Origin of the sequence: Streptomyces sp. NBC_00459, assembly GCF_036013955.1 — a bacterium.
GTDB lineage: Bacteria > Actinomycetota > Actinomycetes > Streptomycetales > Streptomycetaceae > Streptomyces.
The window spans coordinates 7,876,462-7,894,698 of the sequence record NZ_CP107903.1; the positions used below are offsets into that span (position 1 = coordinate 7,876,462).

General features: G+C 71.6%; 15 protein-coding genes. 8 read left to right on the forward strand and 7 right to left on the reverse strand.

Annotated elements, in window-relative coordinates; all coding sequences use genetic code 11:
- Positions 1–16 precede the first annotated feature (16 nt).
- Positions 17–1,225, reverse strand: coding sequence for a pyridoxal phosphate-dependent aminotransferase (locus OHN74_RS34700; RefSeq protein ID WP_327698518.1), 1,209 nt, complete (start codon positions 1,223–1,225; stop codon positions 17–19).
- 87 nt (positions 1,226–1,312) lie between these two features.
- Between OHN74_RS34700 and OHN74_RS34705 the strand changes: the two genes are divergently transcribed.
- The gene (locus OHN74_RS34705) at positions 1,313–1,957 is read left to right on the forward strand and encodes a helix-turn-helix domain-containing protein (protein WP_327698519.1); all 645 of its coding nucleotides are present in this window, start codon (positions 1,313–1,315) and stop codon (positions 1,955–1,957) included.
- 64 nt (positions 1,958–2,021) lie between these two features.
- On the opposite strand, the gene OHN74_RS34710 is transcribed toward OHN74_RS34705, so the two are convergent.
- The 3 genes from OHN74_RS34710 to OHN74_RS34720 all read right to left on the reverse strand — a co-directional run bounded on the left by OHN74_RS34710 (position 2,022) and on the right by OHN74_RS34720 (position 5,681).
- On the reverse strand, positions 2,022–2,849 hold the full coding sequence (locus tag OHN74_RS34710; protein WP_327698520.1) for a hypothetical protein: 828 nt from the start codon (positions 2,847–2,849) through the stop codon (positions 2,022–2,024).
- Entirely contained in the window at positions 2,849–4,117 is a 1,269-nt protein-coding gene (locus OHN74_RS34715) for a VWA domain-containing protein (RefSeq protein WP_327698521.1), read from the reverse strand. Before OHN74_RS34715 ends, OHN74_RS34710 begins: the two co-directional genes overlap by 1 nt.
- 64 nt (positions 4,118–4,181) lie before the next feature.
- Entirely contained in the window at positions 4,182–5,681 is a 1,500-nt protein-coding gene (locus OHN74_RS34720; protein ID WP_327698522.1) for an IucA/IucC family protein, read from the reverse strand.
- A 178-nt stretch (positions 5,682–5,859) separates the two neighbouring features.
- Between OHN74_RS34720 and OHN74_RS34725 the strand changes: the two genes are divergently transcribed.
- The 4 genes from OHN74_RS34725 to OHN74_RS34740 all read left to right on the forward strand — a co-directional run bounded on the left by OHN74_RS34725 (position 5,860) and on the right by OHN74_RS34740 (position 10,938).
- On the forward strand, positions 5,860–7,341 hold the full coding sequence (locus OHN74_RS34725; protein ID WP_327700377.1) for an IucA/IucC family protein: 1,482 nt from the start codon (positions 5,860–5,862) through the stop codon (positions 7,339–7,341).
- A 125-nt stretch (positions 7,342–7,466) separates the two neighbouring features.
- The gene (locus OHN74_RS34730) at positions 7,467–9,698 is read left to right on the forward strand and encodes a protein kinase domain-containing protein (RefSeq protein ID WP_327698523.1); all 2,232 of its coding nucleotides are present in this window, start codon (positions 7,467–7,469) and stop codon (positions 9,696–9,698) included.
- Positions 9,699–9,742: 44 nt separating this feature from the next.
- Complete coding sequence (locus OHN74_RS34735) at positions 9,743–10,654, forward strand: HipA family kinase (protein WP_327698524.1); 912 nt, start codon at positions 9,743–9,745, stop codon at positions 10,652–10,654.
- Complete coding sequence (locus OHN74_RS34740; protein WP_327698525.1) at positions 10,651–10,938, forward strand: SelT/SelW/SelH family protein; 288 nt, start codon at positions 10,651–10,653, stop codon at positions 10,936–10,938. Before OHN74_RS34735 ends, OHN74_RS34740 begins: the two co-directional genes overlap by 4 nt.
- A 12-nt stretch (positions 10,939–10,950) precedes the next feature.
- Here OHN74_RS34740 and aceB read toward each other — a convergent pair whose 3' ends face one another.
- Positions 10,951–12,582 (reverse strand): malate synthase A, encoded by a 1,632-nt coding sequence (gene aceB, locus OHN74_RS34745; RefSeq protein WP_327698526.1) that lies wholly within the window; start codon positions 12,580–12,582, stop codon positions 10,951–10,953.
- A gap of 142 nt (positions 12,583–12,724) precedes the next feature.
- A complete protein-coding gene (locus tag OHN74_RS34750; RefSeq protein WP_327698527.1) occupies positions 12,725–13,324 on the reverse strand; it encodes a nucleotidyltransferase family protein in 600 nt (199 codons plus the stop codon).
- A 225-nt stretch (positions 13,325–13,549) separates the two neighbouring features.
- Here OHN74_RS34750 and OHN74_RS34755 point away from each other — a divergent pair, with 225 nt between their 5' ends.
- On the forward strand, positions 13,550–13,837 hold the full coding sequence (locus tag OHN74_RS34755) for a DUF5955 family protein (protein WP_327700378.1): 288 nt from the start codon (positions 13,550–13,552) through the stop codon (positions 13,835–13,837).
- A gap of 203 nt (positions 13,838–14,040) precedes the next feature.
- On the opposite strand, the gene OHN74_RS34760 is transcribed toward OHN74_RS34755, so the two are convergent.
- A complete protein-coding gene (locus tag OHN74_RS34760; RefSeq protein ID WP_327698528.1) occupies positions 14,041–14,847 on the reverse strand; it encodes an IclR family transcriptional regulator in 807 nt (268 codons plus the stop codon).
- A gap of 282 nt (positions 14,848–15,129) precedes the next feature.
- Between OHN74_RS34760 and allB the strand changes: the two genes are divergently transcribed.
- Together allB and alc are read left to right on the forward strand one after the other, a co-directional pair.
- A complete protein-coding gene (allB, locus tag OHN74_RS34765; protein ID WP_327698529.1) occupies positions 15,130–16,470 on the forward strand; it encodes an allantoinase AllB in 1,341 nt (446 codons plus the stop codon).
- Between the two features lie 106 nt (positions 16,471–16,576).
- Positions 16,577–17,692: an allantoicase gene (gene alc, locus OHN74_RS34770; protein WP_327698530.1), complete on the forward strand. Its 1,116-nt coding sequence runs from the start codon at positions 16,577–16,579 to the stop codon at positions 17,690–17,692.
- Positions 17,693–18,237: the final 545 nt, after the last annotated feature.

The following is an 18,237-nucleotide window of genomic DNA, read 5'->3' on the forward strand; positions in this document are numbered from 1 at the left end:
ACCGCCCCGGTGGGCGCTACTGCCGATAACCGCTCAGGAAGCGCCCGATCCTGCTGATCGCGACCTCCAGGTCGTCCGCGTGCGGGAGGGTGAGGATGCGGAAGTGGTCGGGGGAGGGCCAGTTGAAGCCCGTACCCTGCACGACCTGGATCTTCTCCTGGAGGAGCAGGTCCAGGACGAACCTCTCGTCGTCATGGATCTTGTGCACGGCCGGGTCGAGGCGCGGGAACGCGTACAGCGCGCCCTTCGGCTTGACGCACGAGACGCCCGGGATCTCGTTGAGGCGTTCCCACGCGCGGTCGCGCTGCTCGCGCAACCTGCCGCCGGGGGCGGTGAGTTCGTAGATGGACTGCCGGCCGCCGAGCGCGGCCTGGATGGCGTACTGCGCGGGCGCGTTGGGGCACAGGCGCATCGAGGCCAGCATCGTCAGGCCTTCGAGGTAGCTGCGCGCGTGCTGCTTCGGGCCGGTCACCACCAGCCAGCCCGAGCGGAAGCCGGCCACCCGGTACGTCTTCGACAGGCCGCAGAAGGTCAGGACGACCAGGTCGGGGGCGAGCGCGGCGGCCGAGTGGTGCACCTCGTCGTCGTACAGGATCTGGTCGTAGATCTCGTCGGCGAAGACCATCAGGCCGTGCCTGCGGGCCAGGTCGAGGATGCCCTCGATGATCTCCCTCGGATAGACCGCGCCGGTGGGGTTGTTCGGGTTGATGATGACCACGGCCTTGGTGCGGTCGGTGATCTTCGCGGCCATGTCGTCCAGGTCCGGGTACCAGTCGGCCTGTTCGTCGCACAGGTAGTGGACCGCCTTGCCGCCGGCGAGGGTCGTGACCGCCGTCCAGAGAGGGAAGTCCGGGGCGGGGATGAGGACTTCGTCGCCGTCCTCGATCAGCGCCTGGACCGCCATCGAGACCAGTTCCGAGACGCCGTTGCCGAGGAAGACGTCGTCGACGTCGACCTCCAGGCCGCGTTCCTGGTAGCGCTGTGCGACGGCCCGGCGGGCGGAGAGGATGCCGCGCGAGTCCGTGTAGCCGTGGGCCTGCGGCAGCATGCGGATCATGTCCTGGAGGATCTCCGGCGGCGCCTCGAAGCCGAAGAGCGCGGGGTTGCCGGTGTTGAGGCGCAGGACGCTGTGGCCCGCCTCCTCCAGTGCGTTGGCGTGCTCGATCACCGGTCCGCGGATCTCGTAACAGACCTCGCTGAGCTTGCTCGACTGCCGGAACTCCATGCGCTTACGCCCCTCCGGTTCGTGGTGATGCTTGGTTTTACCAAGTCTCCGCTTGGAAAGTCCAACAACATGTCTAGACTGCGTCGCATGTCACCTCGCCGAAGCTACGACCAGTACTGTTCCGTCGCTCGCGCCCTCGATGTCGTCGGCGACCGCTGGACCATCCTGATCGTCCGGGAGCTGCTGGCCGGTCCGCGCCGCTACACCGATCTGCAGACGGATCTGCCGGGCGTCAGCACGGACGTACTGGCCTCGCGGCTGAAGGACATGGAGCGCGACGGCCTGGCGACCCGCCGTCGGCTGCCTCCGCCCGGGGCCGCGTACGTCTACGAACTCACCGACCGGGGACGGCGGTTGCTGCCCGTGCTCCAGGCGTTGGGGGAGTGGGGCGCGCCCGAGCTGGACGAGCGGCGCGCCACGGACGCCGTGCGGGCGCACTGGTTCGCACTGCCGTTGCTGCGCGGGCTGGACGCGGTGGACGGGGTGAGCGGCGGAGGGCTCGTCGAAGTCCGCCTGGAGGAGGGCGAGTTCCATCTGTACGTCGGCGCGGAGGCCGTTCCGGTGTACGGCGCCGGGCCAGCCGCCGAGGAGCCCGACGCCCGTCTGTCGATGGACACCGGCACCTGTGCGGCGGTCGGCCGGGGGGACCTCGGTGTGCTCGACGCCGTACGGGACGGACGTATCGAGGTGACCGGCGAGGGAACGCTCGCCAAGGCCCTGCGAGAGGCCTGATACGGGACATGCCCGCCGCGCGAACCTCGCGCGGCAGGCATGTCGACGAACCGTCAGAGACTGGTCAGGCTCCCGGTGGAACCTGCCTCGGCCGGCCCGAGCCGCGCGTCAGGGCGTAGCCGCCGACGCCCGCCAGGGCGGCCAGCGCCCCGCCGATCGCCGTCCAGACCCAGCGGTCGGACCACCAGCCGGAGGACCAGCCGTCGTCGGGCTCGATGCTCGACAGCACGGCGGACGTCGTCGAACTGTCCTCCTTGTCCTCGGACTCGACCGCGATCCCGGGCACCAGCGGCTCGGCCAGCGAGCCGTCCACGGCAGCCGCACCGCCGATGTCCAGGGAGTCGACCCGGACCTCGGCGCCGACCGGGAGGCCGAGGTCGGAGGTCGCGAGGTTCACCGTCGTCAGCCGGACGTAATAGGTGCCCGGCAGCGGGTCGTTGGCCCACTGCTCCGACCAGGCGCGGACCGTGCGCAGGGTGCACGCCAGCTCCACGGAGGCGGTGCCCGAGGCGGCGGTGCGGGTCTGGGCGCCGTACTGGCAGGCCTGGCGGCGCCGCAGACCGTCGTACACGTCGAGCTGCCAGACCTCGGAAGCATGGGAGTCCGGCAGCTTCACCGTCGCCTTGACGGTGGGCCGTTGACCGGCGTCCGCCGGGAACGACCAGTACAGGTAGTCGCCCGCCGAGCCGCTCGCGGTGGCCTGCTGACCCTGGTCGATCTCGGTCGCCGTACGGAACGACGTGCCCGCCGAGGTGGGGGCCGAGCTGCCGTCCGAAGGGCTCGCCGACGGCGAGGCGTCGGCGACGGCCGGGGTCGCGGCCAGCCCGAGCATCAGCATGGCTGTGCCCAACACGCGGCTACCGCGAGCCGATTGATCCTTGAGGGCTTGCATCAGTTGGTCCTCCATACCGCGACCCGCCAACGCGAGATCCAGCCCCACAGAACACCCGTGAGGAAGCCGAACAGGACGAGCGCGCCCAGCAGCCACCAGCCTCGGCCGAGGCCGAAGGAGGCCACGTCGCTCGCCTGGCTCGGCCCGTCGACGACATCGACGGTCAGTTCGATCGGCAGACCGGGCGTGGACTTCACACCACTGGCCGCCGAGAAGGAGTTGGTGACCTGGAGACACACTGTCTCGGCCGCCGGCTTGTCCGCGTCGTCGTCGGTCTCCGCCTTCGGATAGCGCAGGCCCGTCGAGATGACGTCGGTACGTCCGGTGCCGTTGCCCTCGCCGCGGACGATCTCACGGCCCTGCGCGGTCACCGCCCGCAGCAGCACCCCGTAGTCCGGGTTGACCGCCCGGTCGGCCGACACACTCACCGAGGCGCGCAGTTCCTGCCCCGGCAGGACCTCGACGCGGTACCAGCGCTGCTGGCCGAACTCCTCGCGGTCCGTGTACAGACCGGACTTCACCGCCGGGGCGTTCGGGCACCCGGCCGCGCCCTCCACGGCCACCGGCGTCACCACCGGGTCGGCGGCGCGGACGACCAACTGGTTGACCTTGTCGGCGAGTTCGTCGGTGTGCTCGACCGACGTGTACGTCCCGCCGGTCGCCTCCGCGATACAGCTCAGCTGCTGCCGCATCTTGGTGTTCGGGACCAGACCGAGCGTGTCGATGGTGAGACCGATGCCCTTGGCCGCGATCTCGCGGGCCACCTCGCACGGGTCGAGCGGCGCGCAGGTGTCCTCGCCGTCGCTGATGAGCACGATGCGCTTGGTGCCCTCACCGCCGTCGAGGTCGTCCGCTGCCTTCAGCAGCGTGGGGCCGATCGGCGTCCAGCCGGTGGGCGTGAGTGTCGCGACCGCCGTCTTGGCCTCGACGCGGTCGAGCGGGCCCACCGGGTAGAGCTGCGCGGTGTCCTTGCAGCCCTCCTTGCGGTCGTCGCCCGGGTAGTTGGCGCCCAGCGTGCGGATGCCGAGCTGGACCTCCTCGGGTGTCGCGTCCAGCACCTCGTTGAACGCCTGCTTCGCCGCGGCCATCCGCGACTGGCCGTCTATGTCCCGCGCCCGCATCGAACCGCTGACGTCTAGGAGGAGGTTGACCTTGGGCGCGAGTGCGGTGGTTTCGTCGGCGACGGCTCCGGCCGGGACCGCGATCCCGGCCGCCAGGGCGGCGAGCAGGGCGCAGGCGCCCGCCGCCAGCCGTTGTCTTGTGATCATCGACGGATCCTATTGACCCTGGGTCACCCGCTTCAAAACGGGTCCCGTCGGCTGCCGTCCCGGTTCACCTCCCCGTCACCTCTCCCCGGGGGTTGGGGAGTTGGGTCCACAGGTCCCCGGGCGTCTCGGGCGACAGCCGCATCAGGGTCAACGCCTTGGTGGGCAGGGGCTGTTCGAGCAGCGTCGGCAGATCAGGCGTGCACGGCAGCCCGCGTACGGCCGTCTCCAGCGCCTCCCGCAGCGCCGCCTCCGAACCGGCGGTCGCACCCAGCGCCCCCGCCACCAGCGAGCCGAACAGCTTGCGGCGCAGGGTGACTTCGTCGTCGGTGACGATCCGTCCGACCAGCTTCGGCGCCGCGATGCCGTGCCGGGCCAGCCGGACCGGGCTGACGCGGATGTCGGCGAGGTCGCGGTAGACCAACCGCAGGGGGTCCCCGGTCACCGACAGCACGACGAGGAGATTCTGACCGTGCGCCTCCAGAGCGACACCCAGATCGAGCAGCCGCAGACCGACGGTGAGCGCGAGACGCGTGAACTCGGCCAGCCAGGAGGGTGATCGGGCAAGTCCTGTGGCGGCCAGGGCCCCGACCGGAACGACGTACTCACCCGCCCCCGAGTCCGCGTACAGGTCCGGCGGCTCCCTCAGTACCGCCGCCAGATCGGGGGAGTCGGCGGTCACCGCGCCGAGCGTGCGGGTGATGTGCAGCAGCCCGTCGAGACGCGCCGCCATCGACTCCATGAACGCCGACACGGTCGCCGCCGTCTCGATCGAGTACGGCGAGATGTCCCGTACCGAGGAGGTGAGCCGGGCACTCAACGCCGTCTTGAGGTGCGGTCCGCCGTCCGGGAGGGCGAGGCTGCGCAGGGACATCAGGGGATGCGCCGACAGCCCACCCCCGCTGGGGAGTTTGACCACGTGCTCCGCCTGCCAGGGGTGCACCGGAATCAGCGGCCGCCTCCCGTCCCACAGCCACTCGGGCCACTCGCCCCGCACGGCACAGTCGTCCGTCACCACCAGCGCCAGCTCCACGACGGGACGGTGCTCGGGCCCGTAAGCGAGCTGCTCGGCCACCGAGAACCCGGGCCGGGAACGGCAGTTGGGGTGAAAAGGATGTCCGTCGACTACCCGTTGTTCCCACTCCCAGCCGGTCGCGGGGGCAGGCAGAGCGCTGTCCTGGGTGGCACGCGACAGGGCCAACGAGGCGACGCTGTGGCCGAGTTCGGCCGCGAAGGCGAGTCCGTGCGGGACGGCCAGGTCCGTCATCAGCCGCGCCGGATCGTCGTACGACACCGTCCCGAGCCGTACGGCGGTGACACGGCCGTCGACGGCGTACGGATCGGCGTACGGGCCCTCCAGACGGCGGCCGTCCGCCAGCAGGAGCGCAGCGCCGTTCTCGCGGCGGACGATCCACGGCAGCGGCTCGTGGACGAGCGCCCGCCACAGCCGGGTCAGCACGGCGGCCCGGGCGCCGGGCAGCTCGGCCGCGAACCGCGAGGCGAGGTCGGGACGTACGGCGGCCAGTTCGTCGGCGACCTCGGCCTCTGCGCTGGAGGGACGGTGCACGGCGGGCTCCTCGGGTGCGGATGCGGGTTTGGGCGCGGGTATGTGCTGGTGAGTGGGCATGGACGACGACAGACATACTGATCGCCAGTGCACCGCGGGAAACCGCGACCGTAGGGAAGCAGCGTAAGAATCGAGGGAACGCGTGGACCCCACCAGGCCCCCCACCGCACCCCCGGCCATGCCCGCGCACGACGGCATCGGGGCGCGCGCCGACGCGTACGCGACCGCGCCCCTGCTCAACTGCCTGCTCCGGGAAGTGGCACAACCGGTCCCCGGCTCGGCGGGCGAGTCGCGCGTGTACCGGCTGCCGAGCGGGGAGCGCCTGCTGCGCGTACGCGGAGCGCGGCGGCCCGCGGCGCCCGAGGTGAACACGGACGGCGGCACCTGGCACCCGGTCGGGCACGCCGAACTCGTCAAGCTCGTGGCCGAGGAACTCCAGGCGCACACCGGCCTGTCCAACCCCGAGCTGCCCGCCGAGATGACCGACAGCAGGGACGCGGTCGCCGCACTGCTCACCGCCCGCGACCGGACCACCCCGCCGGACGACCCGTACCGGCGCTCCGAGCAGTCCCTTCTCACCGGGCACCCCTACCACCCGGCGCCCAAGGCACGCGGCGGCGGCCCCGTCGCGGGCTGGCTGCCGTACGCGCCCGAGGCGTACGCCGCCTTCCCGCTGGTGCTCCTCGGCGTGCGCGAGGACGCTGTCGTCGAGGAGGGTGACGTGTCCGCGCTCGACGCGTTCGGCACGGCCCCGCCCGGCTACCGGCTGCTGCCCGCCCACCCCTGGCAGCTCGACCTCGTCGGCCCGAGCCTGACGGACGCCTTCGCGGACGGACGGCTGATCCGGCTCGGCACGACCACGTTCGACACCTGGCCCACGGCGGCGATCCGCACGCTGTACGCGCCCGAGCGCGATCTCTTCGTCAAGTTCAGCCTCGACGTCCGCATCACCAACGACGTACGCCGACTCTGGCGCCACGACCTGCTGAAGCTGCGCGACACCGACAGCGCGGTGACCGCCGCAGCTGCCCGGACCTCCGGCGCCTGGCTGAGCGACCGCGGCTACCGCACCGCCGGCTTCGCCTTCGAGGAGCTGGCGGTCCTGGTCCGTGACGGCCTGCGCGACCACGTCGTACCGGGCGCCACCCCGCTGCTCGCCGCCGCGCTGGTCGAGGGCTTCGACGGCAACCCGCTCGACGGGCTCGCCGACCCGGCCGCCTGGTGGACGGCGTATCTGCGCTGTGCCGTGCCACCGGTCGTCGAACTGTTCGCACGGCACGGCGTCGTCATCGAGGCCCACCTCCAGAACTGCCTGATCGCGGTCGACGCTCACGGAACCCCCGTACAGGCCCTGTACCGGGACGCGGAGGGCGTGAAGCTGCTGCCGGAGGTGACGCGGGCGGCGGGCTGGGAACGGCTCGTGTACTGCCTGGTCGTCAACCACCTCACGGAGGTCGCGGAGGTGCTGCGGGAACGCCACCCGGGCTTCGACCCCTGGCAGGCCGTACGCCGGGAGCTGTCCCGCCACGACCTCCCCGAGGCCGCCGCACTCCTCGCCTCGCCCACCCTGCCAGGCAAGACCAACCTGCTGCTGCGCTGGACCGGCGCGGACGGGGCGGACGCCCGCTATCTGCCGCTGCGGAATCCGCTGGCGGGGTGAACGGGCGGGGTGAGGGGAACCGTTCCGGACCCGGTGACGTCATGAGCGAGACATCTAGACTGATGGCCGGTATTGGGGAGACTTGCGGCTGATTGTGGCCGCTCGACGAGGGGGATGGGGGAGTCATGAAACCGCTCGGAGCAGGTGATCCCGCCTCTGTCGGAGACGGCAGGTACCGGCTGGTCGGACGGCTCGGCCAGGGCGGAATGGGCGTCGTCTACTTCGGCCGGTCGCGGTCGGGCCGGGCGGTGGCCGTCAAGGTCGTACGGCCCGAACTGAGCACGGAACCGGGCTTCCGGCGCAGATTCGCCGACGAGGTGGCCGCGGCCCGCCGCGTCGGCGGCTTCCACACCGCGCCGGTCGTGGACGCGGACCCTGAGGGCGAGCCGGCCTGGCTGGTGACGGCCTACGTGCCCGGCCCCACGTTGCGGGACGTGCTCGACCAGGTGGGCCCCCTTCCAGAGGACACGCTCACCGTGCTGGCCGCCGGTCTCGCCGAGGCGCTGGCAGCCATCCATCAGGCCGGGGTCATCCACCGCGACCTGAAACCCGCCAACATCATCGTCGCGGAGGACGGCCCCCGGGTCATCGACTTCGGCATCGCGCGGGCCCTCGACGGTACGGCCCTCACCCAGACCGGGTTCCAGATCGGCACGCTCGGCTTCCTCGCGCCGGAGCAGCTCACCGGCGGCACGCTCACTCCCGCGGTGGACATGTTCGCCCTGGGCGTGGTGCTCAGCCAGGCGGCGGGCCGCGCTCCCTTCGGCGACGGGGCGTCGGCCGCCTGGCCCTACCGCGTCGTCCACGAACAGCCGGACCTCACGGACGTGCCCGACCTGCTGCGCGGACTGGTCGCGGCCTGTCTGGCCAAGGACCCGCTCGACCGCCCCGGCCCGTCGGAGTTCCTCGACCAGCTCACGGTCCGGCATCCGGCGGACGAGTGGCTGCCCGCCGAGGCGACCGCGCTCCTGCGCAGACAGGCCCCTGCCGCGCACCTTGCGGCGGCGGACCGCCCGTCGGCCGTGCCCACCGATCCGCGTACGGCGGTGTCCGGTCCGCCGCCGGTCGCTGATGGACAGGCCCTGGCCACCGATCCACGCACGACGGTGGCCGTGTCGCCGCCGGTCGTTGATGGATGGGCTCCGGCCAGTGACCAGCGTGCGACGGTGGCCGCGCCCCCGCCGGTCGCCGACGGGCAGCCTCTGGGCACCGACCCGCGCCCTGCCACGCCCACCCCGTCGGCGTCTGCCGAGGACCGGGCCGTGGCCTCCTACCCCGCGACCGTCCAGTCGCCGCCCGGCCCCGGCTTCGGGCCCCCGCCGGTCCTCGAACCCGCGCCCGTCCCGCCCGGCGGTGCCGGACCGATGGGCGGCGCCGGGGTCCGGCGCGGGCGCCGACGGACGGTCACGGTAGCGGTGCTGGTCGCGGCGGCCGTCGCGGGGCTGCTCGTGTGGCAGCCCTGGAATGGTTCCGGCGCGCCCGGAGCCGACAAGGCCGGCGGAGCCTCGCCGTCGCCCCGGCGATCGACCCCCGCCGCGTTCACCGACGACGCGCTGCTGGTCCGGCTGGACACGGACCCCGGATCGTCGGAATGCCACAGCGTGATCGGCCGCCGCGACTCCACGACGGACAACCCCGAACGGCTGATCGACGGGACCTGCGACGCCCTCCCGCAGTGGTCCCCCGACCATGAGTCGTTCGCGTTCACCCGCAAGACGGCGGAAGGGTCGGCCGTGTGGACGGCGAACGCGGACGGCAGCGACGTCCGCCGGATCGGCGCCATCTCGGGCGGCCGGGTCTCCTGGTCCCCGGACGGCGAGCGACTGGCCGTCCTGCGCCGCGACGAGGACGGTGTGCAGCAGTTGTTCGCCGTGAACGTCTCGGACGGCTCCGCGCAGCAACTGACCACCGGCACCGGGAAGGTGGACGACCCGGCCTGGTCCCCCAACGGCAAGCTCATCGCCGTCTGCCTGCAGAAGACGTCGGGCTGGCAGGTCCACTTCGTCGATCCGGCAAAGCCGGGCGCCGAACCCGTGCAGGTGACCCACCAGTCCCGGCGGGCGCTGGACCCTGTCTGGTCCCCGGACGGCCGCCACCTCGCGTACACCGCCGGCGCACCCGGCGAGGGCACGGGGGGAGACATCCACATCACCAGGACCGACGGCAGCGACGACAGGGCACTGGTGCGGACGGCCGCGCAGGAGATGGACCCGGTCTGGTCACCGGACGGCAAGTGGGTGGCCTTCGTCCGGGGGCCCTTCGACCGGCCGGCGATCTGGGCGATCCGCGCGGACGGCACGGGCGCCCGCAAGCTCACCACCGGCAGCACACCGGAGGGGCATCCTTCCTGGGCCTGAGAAATGCCGTACCGGCTGTCACACCTGATCACTATGCTCACGGCATGAGAGAGGTCACGGCAACCCGCTACGTCGAGCCCCTGAGATCAGGCGGTTCCGTTCCGGCGGTGGTCGAGGCCGACGACCTCGGCACCTACGTCGTGAAGTTCACCGGCTCGGCGCAGGGCCGCAAAGCGCTGGTCGCCGAAGTGATCGTCGGAGAGCTGGCTCGCGCCCTGGGACTGCGCTTCCCCGAGCTGGTGCTCGTGCACTTCGACCCCGAGATCGCCGACGAGGAACCCCACCAGGAAGTACGGGACCTGCACAGCGCCAGCGCCGGCCTGAACCTCGGCATGGACCATCTGCCGGGCGCGCGGGACTTCACCCCGGAGGTGGCCGCGCGCTGCACGGTCGACCCGCTGGAGGCCGGGAAGGTCATCTGGCTCGACGCGCTGACCGCCAACGTGGACCGTACGGTCCACAGCTCCAACCTGATGATCTGGCCGACGCTCGGCATCGCGCCCCCGCGCCTGTGGCTCATCGACCACGGCGCCGCCCTCGTCTTCCACCACCGCTGGGACGGCGCCGACCCCACCAAGGCCTACGACTTCCGCCACCACGCCCTCGGCCACTACACCCCGGACACCCGGGCCGCCGACGCCGAACTGGCTCCCCGGGTGACCGAGGACCTGCTGCGCGGCATCGCGGCCGAGGTACCGGACGCCTGGCTGGCCGGCGAACCGGGCTTCGCGACACCGGACGACGTCAGGGACGCGTACGTCGGTTACCTGCACGCACGCGTGCGGGCCTCGGCCGCCTGGCTGCCCACCGACTTCCCCACCCGGGAGGAACTCGCCGCCGAGGAGGCCCTCCGGGCGGCGAAGACACAGCGAGGCCGCCCGAGTTGGCTCAAGCGGGTCCCGGACCTGCACGGCAGGCCGGCGGCGGAACAGGATTGGTCGGTGCATCTCGGATGAGCCCCCACGCCCCCGTCGTACAGATCGAGTACTGCACCCAGTGCCGTTGGCTGCCCCGTGCGGCCTGGCTGGCACAGGAGCTGCTCACCACCTTCGAGACGGAGCTCGGCGAGCTGTCGCTCAAGCCCGGCACCGGCGGTGTGTTCGTCGTCCGCGTCGACGACGAGGTGATCTGGGACCGCAAGGAACAGGGTTTCCCGGAGCCCACGGCCGTGAAGCAGGCAGTACGCGACCGAGTGGCCCCGGGAAGGTCCCTGGGCCACTCGGACAAGGCGGATTCCTAGAAGACCAGCGGGTCAGCCCTTGAGCTGCTCGTACGCCGGCAGGGTCAGGAAGTCCGCGTAGTCGTCGTCGAGGGCGACGGTGAGGAGCAGGTCGTGGGCCTGCTGCCAGTGGCCGGCCGCGAAGGCCTCCTCGCCGATCTCGGCGCGGATGTCGGCGAGTTCCTCGGCGGCGACCTTGCGGGCGAGCTCGGGCGTGGCCTTCACCGTGCTCCCGGCGTGCTCGAACTCGACGCCCGCGTTGATCCACTGCCAGATCTGCGAGCGGGAGATCTCGGCGGTGGCCGCGTCCTCCATGAGGTTGAAGATGGCGACCGCGCCGAGCCCGCGCAGCCACGCCTCGATGTAACGGATGCCGACCTGCACGGCGTTGACCAGTCCGTTGTACGTCGGACTGGCCTTGAGCGAGTCGACGGCGATCAGGTCGGCGGCCTCGACGTGGACGTCCTCGCGCAGGCGGTCCTTCTGGTTCGGCCGGTCGCCGAGGACCGCGTCGAAGGAGGCCATGGCGATCGGGACGAGGTCGGGGTGGGCGACCCAGGAGCCGTCGAAACCGTCACCGGCCTCACGGTCCTTGTCGGCCTTGACCTTCTCGAAGGCGACCTTGTTGACCTCTTCGTCACGCCGGGACGGGATGAACGCGGCCATGCCGCCGATCGCGTGCGCGCCGCGCTTGTGGCAGGTGCGGACGAGGAGTTCGGTGTAGGCGCGCATGAACGGGGCTGTCATCGTCACGGCGTTGCGGTCCGGGAGGACGAACTTGGCGCCGCCGTCACGGAAGTTCTTGACGATGGAGAACAGGTAGTCCCAGCGGCCGGCGTTCAACCCCGAGGCGTGGTCGCGGAGTTCGTAGAGGATCTCCTCCATCTCGTACGCGGCCGTGATCGTCTCGATGAGGACGGTCGCGCGGACGGTGCCCTGCGGGATACCGACGTAGTCCTGCGCGAAGACGAACACGTCGTTCCACAGGCGGGCTTCGAGGTGCGACTCGGTCTTGGGGAGATAGAAGTACGGCCCCTTGCCGAGGTCGATGAGCCGCTGCGCGTTGTGGAAGAAGTAGAGGCCGAAGTCGACGAGGGCGCCGGGGACCTGCTGCCCGTCGACCTGGAGGTGGCGCTCGCCCAGGTGCCAGCCGCGGGGGCGCATGACGACGGTCGCGAGTTCGGCATCGGCCTTGAGGGCGTACGACTTGCCGCTCTTCGGGTCGGTGAAGTCGATGTTCCGGGTGTACGCGTCGGCGAGGTTGACCTGACCGAGGACCACGTTCTCCCAGGTCGGCGCGGAGGCGTCCTCGAAGTCCGCGAGCCAGACCCTGGCGCCCGAGTTGAGGGCGTTGATCGTCATCTTGCGGTCGGTCGGGCCGGTGATCTCGACGCGCCGGTCGTTCAGGGCCGCGGGGGACGGGGCGACCCGCCAGGAGTCGTCGGCGCGGATCGCGGCCGTCTCGGGAAGGAAGTCGAGGGTCGAGGTGCGGGCGATCTCCGCGCGGCGCTCCGCACGGCGCGCGAGAAGCTCGTCACGCCGGGGTGTGAACCGCCGGTGCAGCTCGGCCACGAAGGCCAGCGCCGCGTCGGTGAGCACCTCCTCCTGCCGGGGCAGGGGCTCGGCGTCGACGATGGCCAGCGGGGACGGCGCTGGTGCGGACATGAGCGGTCACTTCCTTCAGCGGGACTGATGTGAGCTGCTGTGAGCTGCTTGGGACGGATGTTTCTGATCAGTGGATGCTAGTTTCCTCATCGTGGAAGTTCAATAATTTGTTGACGTCGAGATTCTTCGTGGCGAGCAGCCCTCACGTCAGATGGTCCAGGTCGGCGGGCGTGTCGATGTCGTACGGCTGCCCCACGTCGCCGCACTCGACGAGTGCGATCGCGTCGGAGTGGACCTTGAGGTAGTCACGGGCGCCACGGTCACCGACCGCCGCCGCCGCGACGCCCGTCCAGTGGGCGGCGCCGAACAGCACGGGATGCCCGCGTGTTCCGCCGTACGAGGCCGCCGCCAGGGACGCCTCGGAGACGTACGCGGCGAGGACGCGGGCCATGGCCTCCGGTCCGATGCCCGGTTGGTCGACGAGCGAGACGAGGGCCGCGCGGGCCCCTGTGCCGCGCAGGGACGTCAGCCCGGCCCGCAGCGAGGACCCCATGCCCTCCGCCCACTCCGGGTTGTCCACCAGGACGCACCCGGGCAGCTCCGCCCGTTTCCGCACGTCGTCGGACTGCGCCCCGAGGACGACATGGACCGGGGTGCAGCCCGCCGCGCGCAGGGCTTCGGCCGCGCGTTCGACGAGGAGGTGTCCACGGTGTTCGAGCAGGGCCTTGGGTCGCCCACCGAGCCGTCGCCCTCCGCCTGCCGCGAGCAGCAGCCCCGCCACCTGGTCCGGTTTCTCCGTCATGCCTCCTGCATACCCGACCCGGAGCCCGGACCGGCGGTGTTCATCGGCGTTCATTGACGTTCATTGACGTTCATGGGCTGAATTTCGGTCTGTGGTGTGGCGCCTGTCGCACGGGTGGCGTTTACTGTCCCGCGTCCCCGGCGCCCGACCAGTGCGACGGGGGCGTGCGGGACGCGCGTGGGGGCCGGTGGGGGAGCTGTGTTGCGGAGCTTGGGACAGAGGTCGGTGACCGGCAGCGACGAGGATCCGAGAGTGGCGGAGTTGCGGACCGCGGTGTCCCGGCTGCGCCGCGAACTCGCCGCGCATCCGGCCGAGTTCCCCGACCGTGGCATCGCCGAGGACGAACTGGCCTGCCTGGCCGCGATGACGATCACCGGCAGCCCCGAAATCCCGCGCCTGCGCCGCTCGTTGCTCCTGATCGCCGGCGCGATCGGCTCGGTCAGCGCACTGGCCCGAGGGCTGTCGGACGTCCGCGCGGCGGTGGAGCTGTTCGGGAGTCCACCGCGCCGCTAGGGCCTTTCCGGCGGATGGGGTCTGAGAGCGGCTGATGTCGCCGCGGCCCGGTGGCTCCGGCGCGGTCCCCCAGGACGGGCCGTACGTTCTCCGCCCGGGCGCGGGGTGAATGGTCCCGGGGGCGGTGAGGGCCGACCCCGCCCGACCGGTGGAGCCGCGTCGCACCGGACTTCTCCGGTCCGCCGCCGGTCGACGGCCGGAAGTCAGTGGGCGGGGTTGCCCGTGCTGGCCAGTGCCACCGACAGTTCGGCCGCGACCTGCTTCAGTACGGGCACGATCCTCTCCGTCGCCTCCTCGGTGACCCGTCCCGCCGGGCCCGAGATCGAGATCGCGGCAGCGGTGGGGGAGTCGGGAACGGAGACCGCGAGACAGCGGACGCCGATCTCCTGCTCGTTGTCGTCGACCGCGTAACCGAGGCGGCGCACGTCCTCCAGGGCGGCCAGGAAGCCGTCCGGGGTCGTGAGCGTCTTCTCCGTCGCGGCCGGCATGCCCGTACGCGCGAGCAGGGAACGCACCTCGTCCGGCGGGATGTTGGCGAGCAGGGCCTTGCCGACGCCGGTGGAGTGCGGCAGGACGCGCCGGCCCACCTCGGTGAACATGCGCATCGAGTGCTTGGACGGAACCTGCGCCACGTACACGATCTCGTCGCCGTCCAGGAGCGCCATGTTGGCCGTCTCGCCGGTCTCCTCGACCAGCCTGGCCAGGTAGGGGCGGGCCCAGGTGCCGAGCAGCCGGGACGCGGACTCGCCGAGGCGGATCAGGCGCGGGCCCAGCGCGTACCGGCGGTTGGGCTGCTGGCGTACGTAACCGCAGGACACGAGCGTGCGCATGAGCCGGTGGATGGTCGGCAGAGGAAGCCCGCTGCTCACGGACAGTTCGCTGAGGCCGACTTCACCGCCCGCGTCCGCCATGCGCTCCAGCAGATCGAAGGCGCGCTCCAGGGACTGGACACCACCGCCGGCGGCGGCGGGTTTGGCGGCGTCGGTGGAGCTGGCGCTGGGCGTCGGCACGGCGCGTTCCTTTCACTGCTGACAGGCGATGGTGCAGCCTACCGGGCGGTTGCTTGACGGCCTGCGGGCGTATGGCTACGTTCTGTTTTCCGGAAGTCTAATTCCGTCTTGTGGAAACATCCAGGTTGCCGCCCCGGTTGGCGCCGGGTCGGGCGGGTCGGCAGGGTGACTCTTGACGGTGCGAGGCGGTCGGTGAAGACTCCTTCAACAGAAAGTTGAATTCCGTTACGTGGAAGTTAACAGCGGAATTCACGGTGTCAGAGGTGACAGAGAGGGGTCCGGGTGTCCGACATCGAACTGGTGCTGCGTTCGACGCGCGTCATCACGCCCGAGGGGACGCGTGCGGCCACCGTGGCGGTCGCCGACGGCCGGATCGCGGCCGTCCTCCCGTACGAGGCCGACGTACCGCCCGGCGCGCGCCTGGAGGACTTCGGCGACGACGTCCTGCTGCCCGGGCTGGTCGACACCCACGTACACGTCAACGACCCCGGACGCACGGAGTGGGAGGGCTTCTGGACCGCCACGCGTGCCGCGGCGGCCGGCGGCATCACCACCCTCGTCGACATGCCTCTCAACTCCCTCCCGCCGACGACCACGGTCGACCACCTCCGTACCAAGCGGGAGGTGGCCGCCGGCAAGGCGCACATCGACGTCGGATTCTGGGGCGGCGCGCTGCCCGACAACGTCAAGGACCTGCGCCCCCTGCACGATGCCGGTGTCTTCGGCTTCAAGGCGTTCCTGTCGCCGTCCGGTGTGGACGAGTTCCCGCACCTCGACCAGGAGCGACTCGCCCGGTCCATGGCCGAGATCGCCGGCTTCGACGGACTCCTCATCGTGCACGCCGAGGACCCGCACCACCTCGACTCGGCCCCGCAGCGGGGCGGCCCCGAGTACGCCCACTTCCTCGCCTCGCGCCCGCGCGGCGCGGAGGACAGGGCGATCGCCGACCTGATCGAGCAGGCGAGGCGTCTGCACGCGCGCGTGCACGTCCTGCACCTGTCGTCGAGCGACGCGCTGCCGCTGATCGCGGCGGCGAAGGCGGACGGCGTGCGGATCACCGTGGAGACGTGTCCGCACTATCTGACCCTCACCGCCGAGGAAGTCCCGGACGGGGCCAGCGAGTTCAAGTGCTGCCCGCCCATCAGGGAGGCCGCCAACCAGGATCTGCTGTGGCAGGCGCTGGCCGACGGCACGATCGACTGCGTGGTCACCGACCACTCACCGTCCACCGCCGACCTGAAGACCGCCGACTTCGCCACGGCGTGGGGCGGCATCTCGGGGCTCCAGCTGAGCCTCGCGGCGGTGTGGACCGAGGCGCGGACCCGGGGCCACTCCCTGGAGGACGTCGTGCGCTGGATGTCCACACGCACGGCCGCACTTGTGGGCCTCGGCGCACGCAAGGGCGCCATCGAGGCGGGCCGGGACGCCGACTTCGCGGTACTCGCGCCGGACGAGACGTTCACCGTGGACCCGGCCGCCCTGCAACACCGCAACCGCGTGACCGCGTACGCGGGCAAAACCCTCAGCGGCGTCGTCAGATCGACGTGGCTGCGCGGCGAACGCATCGTGGCGGAGGGCGAGTTCACCGAACCGAAGGGTCAACTCCTCACCCGCGTGCCTTGACCCGCCTTTCCCCTCAGCCTTCCCTCTCCGCACTCCCGCTCCGCCCTCTCCCTTCCTCTGTTCCCGGCACCCGCAGCGCCGACTCCGAAAGGCAGAACTGATCACCGTGACCGCGATTCCGAGCTTCACCGGCGACGCGAACCCCTACGGAGGCGGTGACCCGTACGCGGACTACCGCACCGCGGACTTCCCCTTCGCCCAGTACGCCGACCTCGCCGACCGCCGCCTCGGGGCCGGGGTGATCGCCGCCAACGACGAGTTCTTCGCCGACCGCGAGAACATGCTGGTGCCCGGGCCCGCCGAGTTCGTGCCCGAGCATTTCGGCCACAAGGGCAAGATCATGGACGGCTGGGAGACACGGCGTCGGCGCGGCGCGTCCGCCGAGCACCCGTGGCCGACGGCCGAGGACCACGACTGGGCGCTGGTACGGCTCGGCGCGCCGGGTGTCGTACGCGGCATCGTGGTCGACACCGCCCACTTCCGCGGCAACTATCCGCAGGCCGTGTCGGTGGAGGGCGTATCGGTGCCCGGCTCACCGTCCCCCGAGGAACTGCTGGCGGACGACGTGAAGTGGACGACGCTCGTACCCCGCACGAAGGTGGGCGGCCACGCGGCGAACGGCTTCGAGGTGTCCCTCGAACAGCGCTTCACGCACCTGCGGGTGAACCAGCATCCCGACGGGGGGATCGCGCGTCTGCGGGTGTACGGCGAGGTGGTCCCGGACCCGGAGTGGCTGGCGGCGCTGGGCACCTTCGACGTGGTCGCCCTGGAGAACGGCGGCCGGGCCGAGGACGCGTCCGACCGCTTCTACTCACCGGCGTCGAACACCATCCAGCCGGGGCGCTCCCGCAAGATGGACGACGGGTGGGAGACGCGTCGCCGCCGCGACCAGGGCAACGACTGGATCCGCTACCGGCTGGTGGCGCGGGCGGAGATCCGGGCGCTGGAGATCGACACGGCGTATCTCAAGGGGAACAGTGCGGGGTGGGCGACGGTGTCGCTCCGGGACGGCGAGAGCGGTGAGTGGACGGAGATCGTCCCGCGGACCCGCCTCCAGCCCGACACCAACCACCGCTTTGTTCTGCCGACCCCGGCGGCGGGCACGCACGCGCGCGTGGACATCTATCCCGACGGCGGGATCTCACGGCTGCGGCTGTTCGGCTCTCTGACGGAGGAGGGGGCGGGGGAACTGGCGGCTCGGCATCGGGGGTTGGGGGGCTGAGGTTGCCTCCGGCGGTGGTGCGGGGTGTGGGGCCACGGGCTGCAGGGAGATGGGGTGGGGGAGTGGGCGGCTGGGCCAGGGGGTCCGCCTCAGCCCCCTTTCTCGCCCCCGCCGCCCCTACCCGTCCCATCCCCAGGGGCTCCGCCCCTTCGACCCCACCAGGGGGCTGCGCCCCCTGGACCCCCTGCGGGGACTGCGTCCCCTGAACCCCCTGCGGGGACTGCGTCCCCTGAACCCCGCTCGGGCTTCGCCCTCTGCCTCCCCCGCGGGACTGCCTCCCCTGCATTCCACCCGGGTTTTGCCCTCTGCGTCCCCCGCGGGACTGCGTCCGCTGTATCCCACCCGGGTTTTGCCCTCTGCCTCCCCCGCGGGACTGCCTCCCCTGCATTCCACCCGGGCTTTGCCCTCTGCGTCCCCCGCGGGACTGCGTCCGCTGTATCCCACCCGGGTTTTGCCCTCTGCCTCCCCCGCGGGACTGCCTCCCCTGCACCCCACCCGGGCTTTGCCCTGCACCCCACCCGGGCTTTGCCCTGCACCCCAGTGAG

Coding starts and splice junctions, on each gene's coding strand:
- OHN74_RS34700 (WP_327698518.1), bottom strand. CDS start 1,225: ATGGAGTTCCGGCAGTCGAGCAAGCTCAGCGAGGTCTGTTACGAGATC.
- OHN74_RS34705 (WP_327698519.1), top strand. CDS start 1,313: ATGTCACCTCGCCGAAGCTACGACCAGTACTGTTCCGTCGCTCGCGCC.
- OHN74_RS34710 (WP_327698520.1), bottom strand. CDS start 2,849: ATGCAAGCCCTCAAGGATCAATCGGCTCGCGGTAGCCGCGTGTTGGGC.
- OHN74_RS34715 (WP_327698521.1), bottom strand. CDS start 4,117: ATGATCACAAGACAACGGCTGGCGGCGGGCGCCTGCGCCCTGCTCGCC.
- OHN74_RS34725 (WP_327700377.1), top strand. CDS start 5,860: ATGCCCGCGCACGACGGCATCGGGGCGCGCGCCGACGCGTACGCGACC.
- OHN74_RS34730 (WP_327698523.1), top strand. CDS start 7,467: ATGAAACCGCTCGGAGCAGGTGATCCCGCCTCTGTCGGAGACGGCAGG.
- OHN74_RS34735 (WP_327698524.1), top strand. CDS start 9,743: ATGAGAGAGGTCACGGCAACCCGCTACGTCGAGCCCCTGAGATCAGGC.
- OHN74_RS34740 (WP_327698525.1), top strand. CDS start 10,651: ATGAGCCCCCACGCCCCCGTCGTACAGATCGAGTACTGCACCCAGTGC.
- aceB (WP_327698526.1), bottom strand. CDS start 12,582: ATGTCCGCACCAGCGCCGTCCCCGCTGGCCATCGTCGACGCCGAGCCC.
- OHN74_RS34750 (WP_327698527.1), bottom strand. CDS start 13,324: ATGACGGAGAAACCGGACCAGGTGGCGGGGCTGCTGCTCGCGGCAGGC.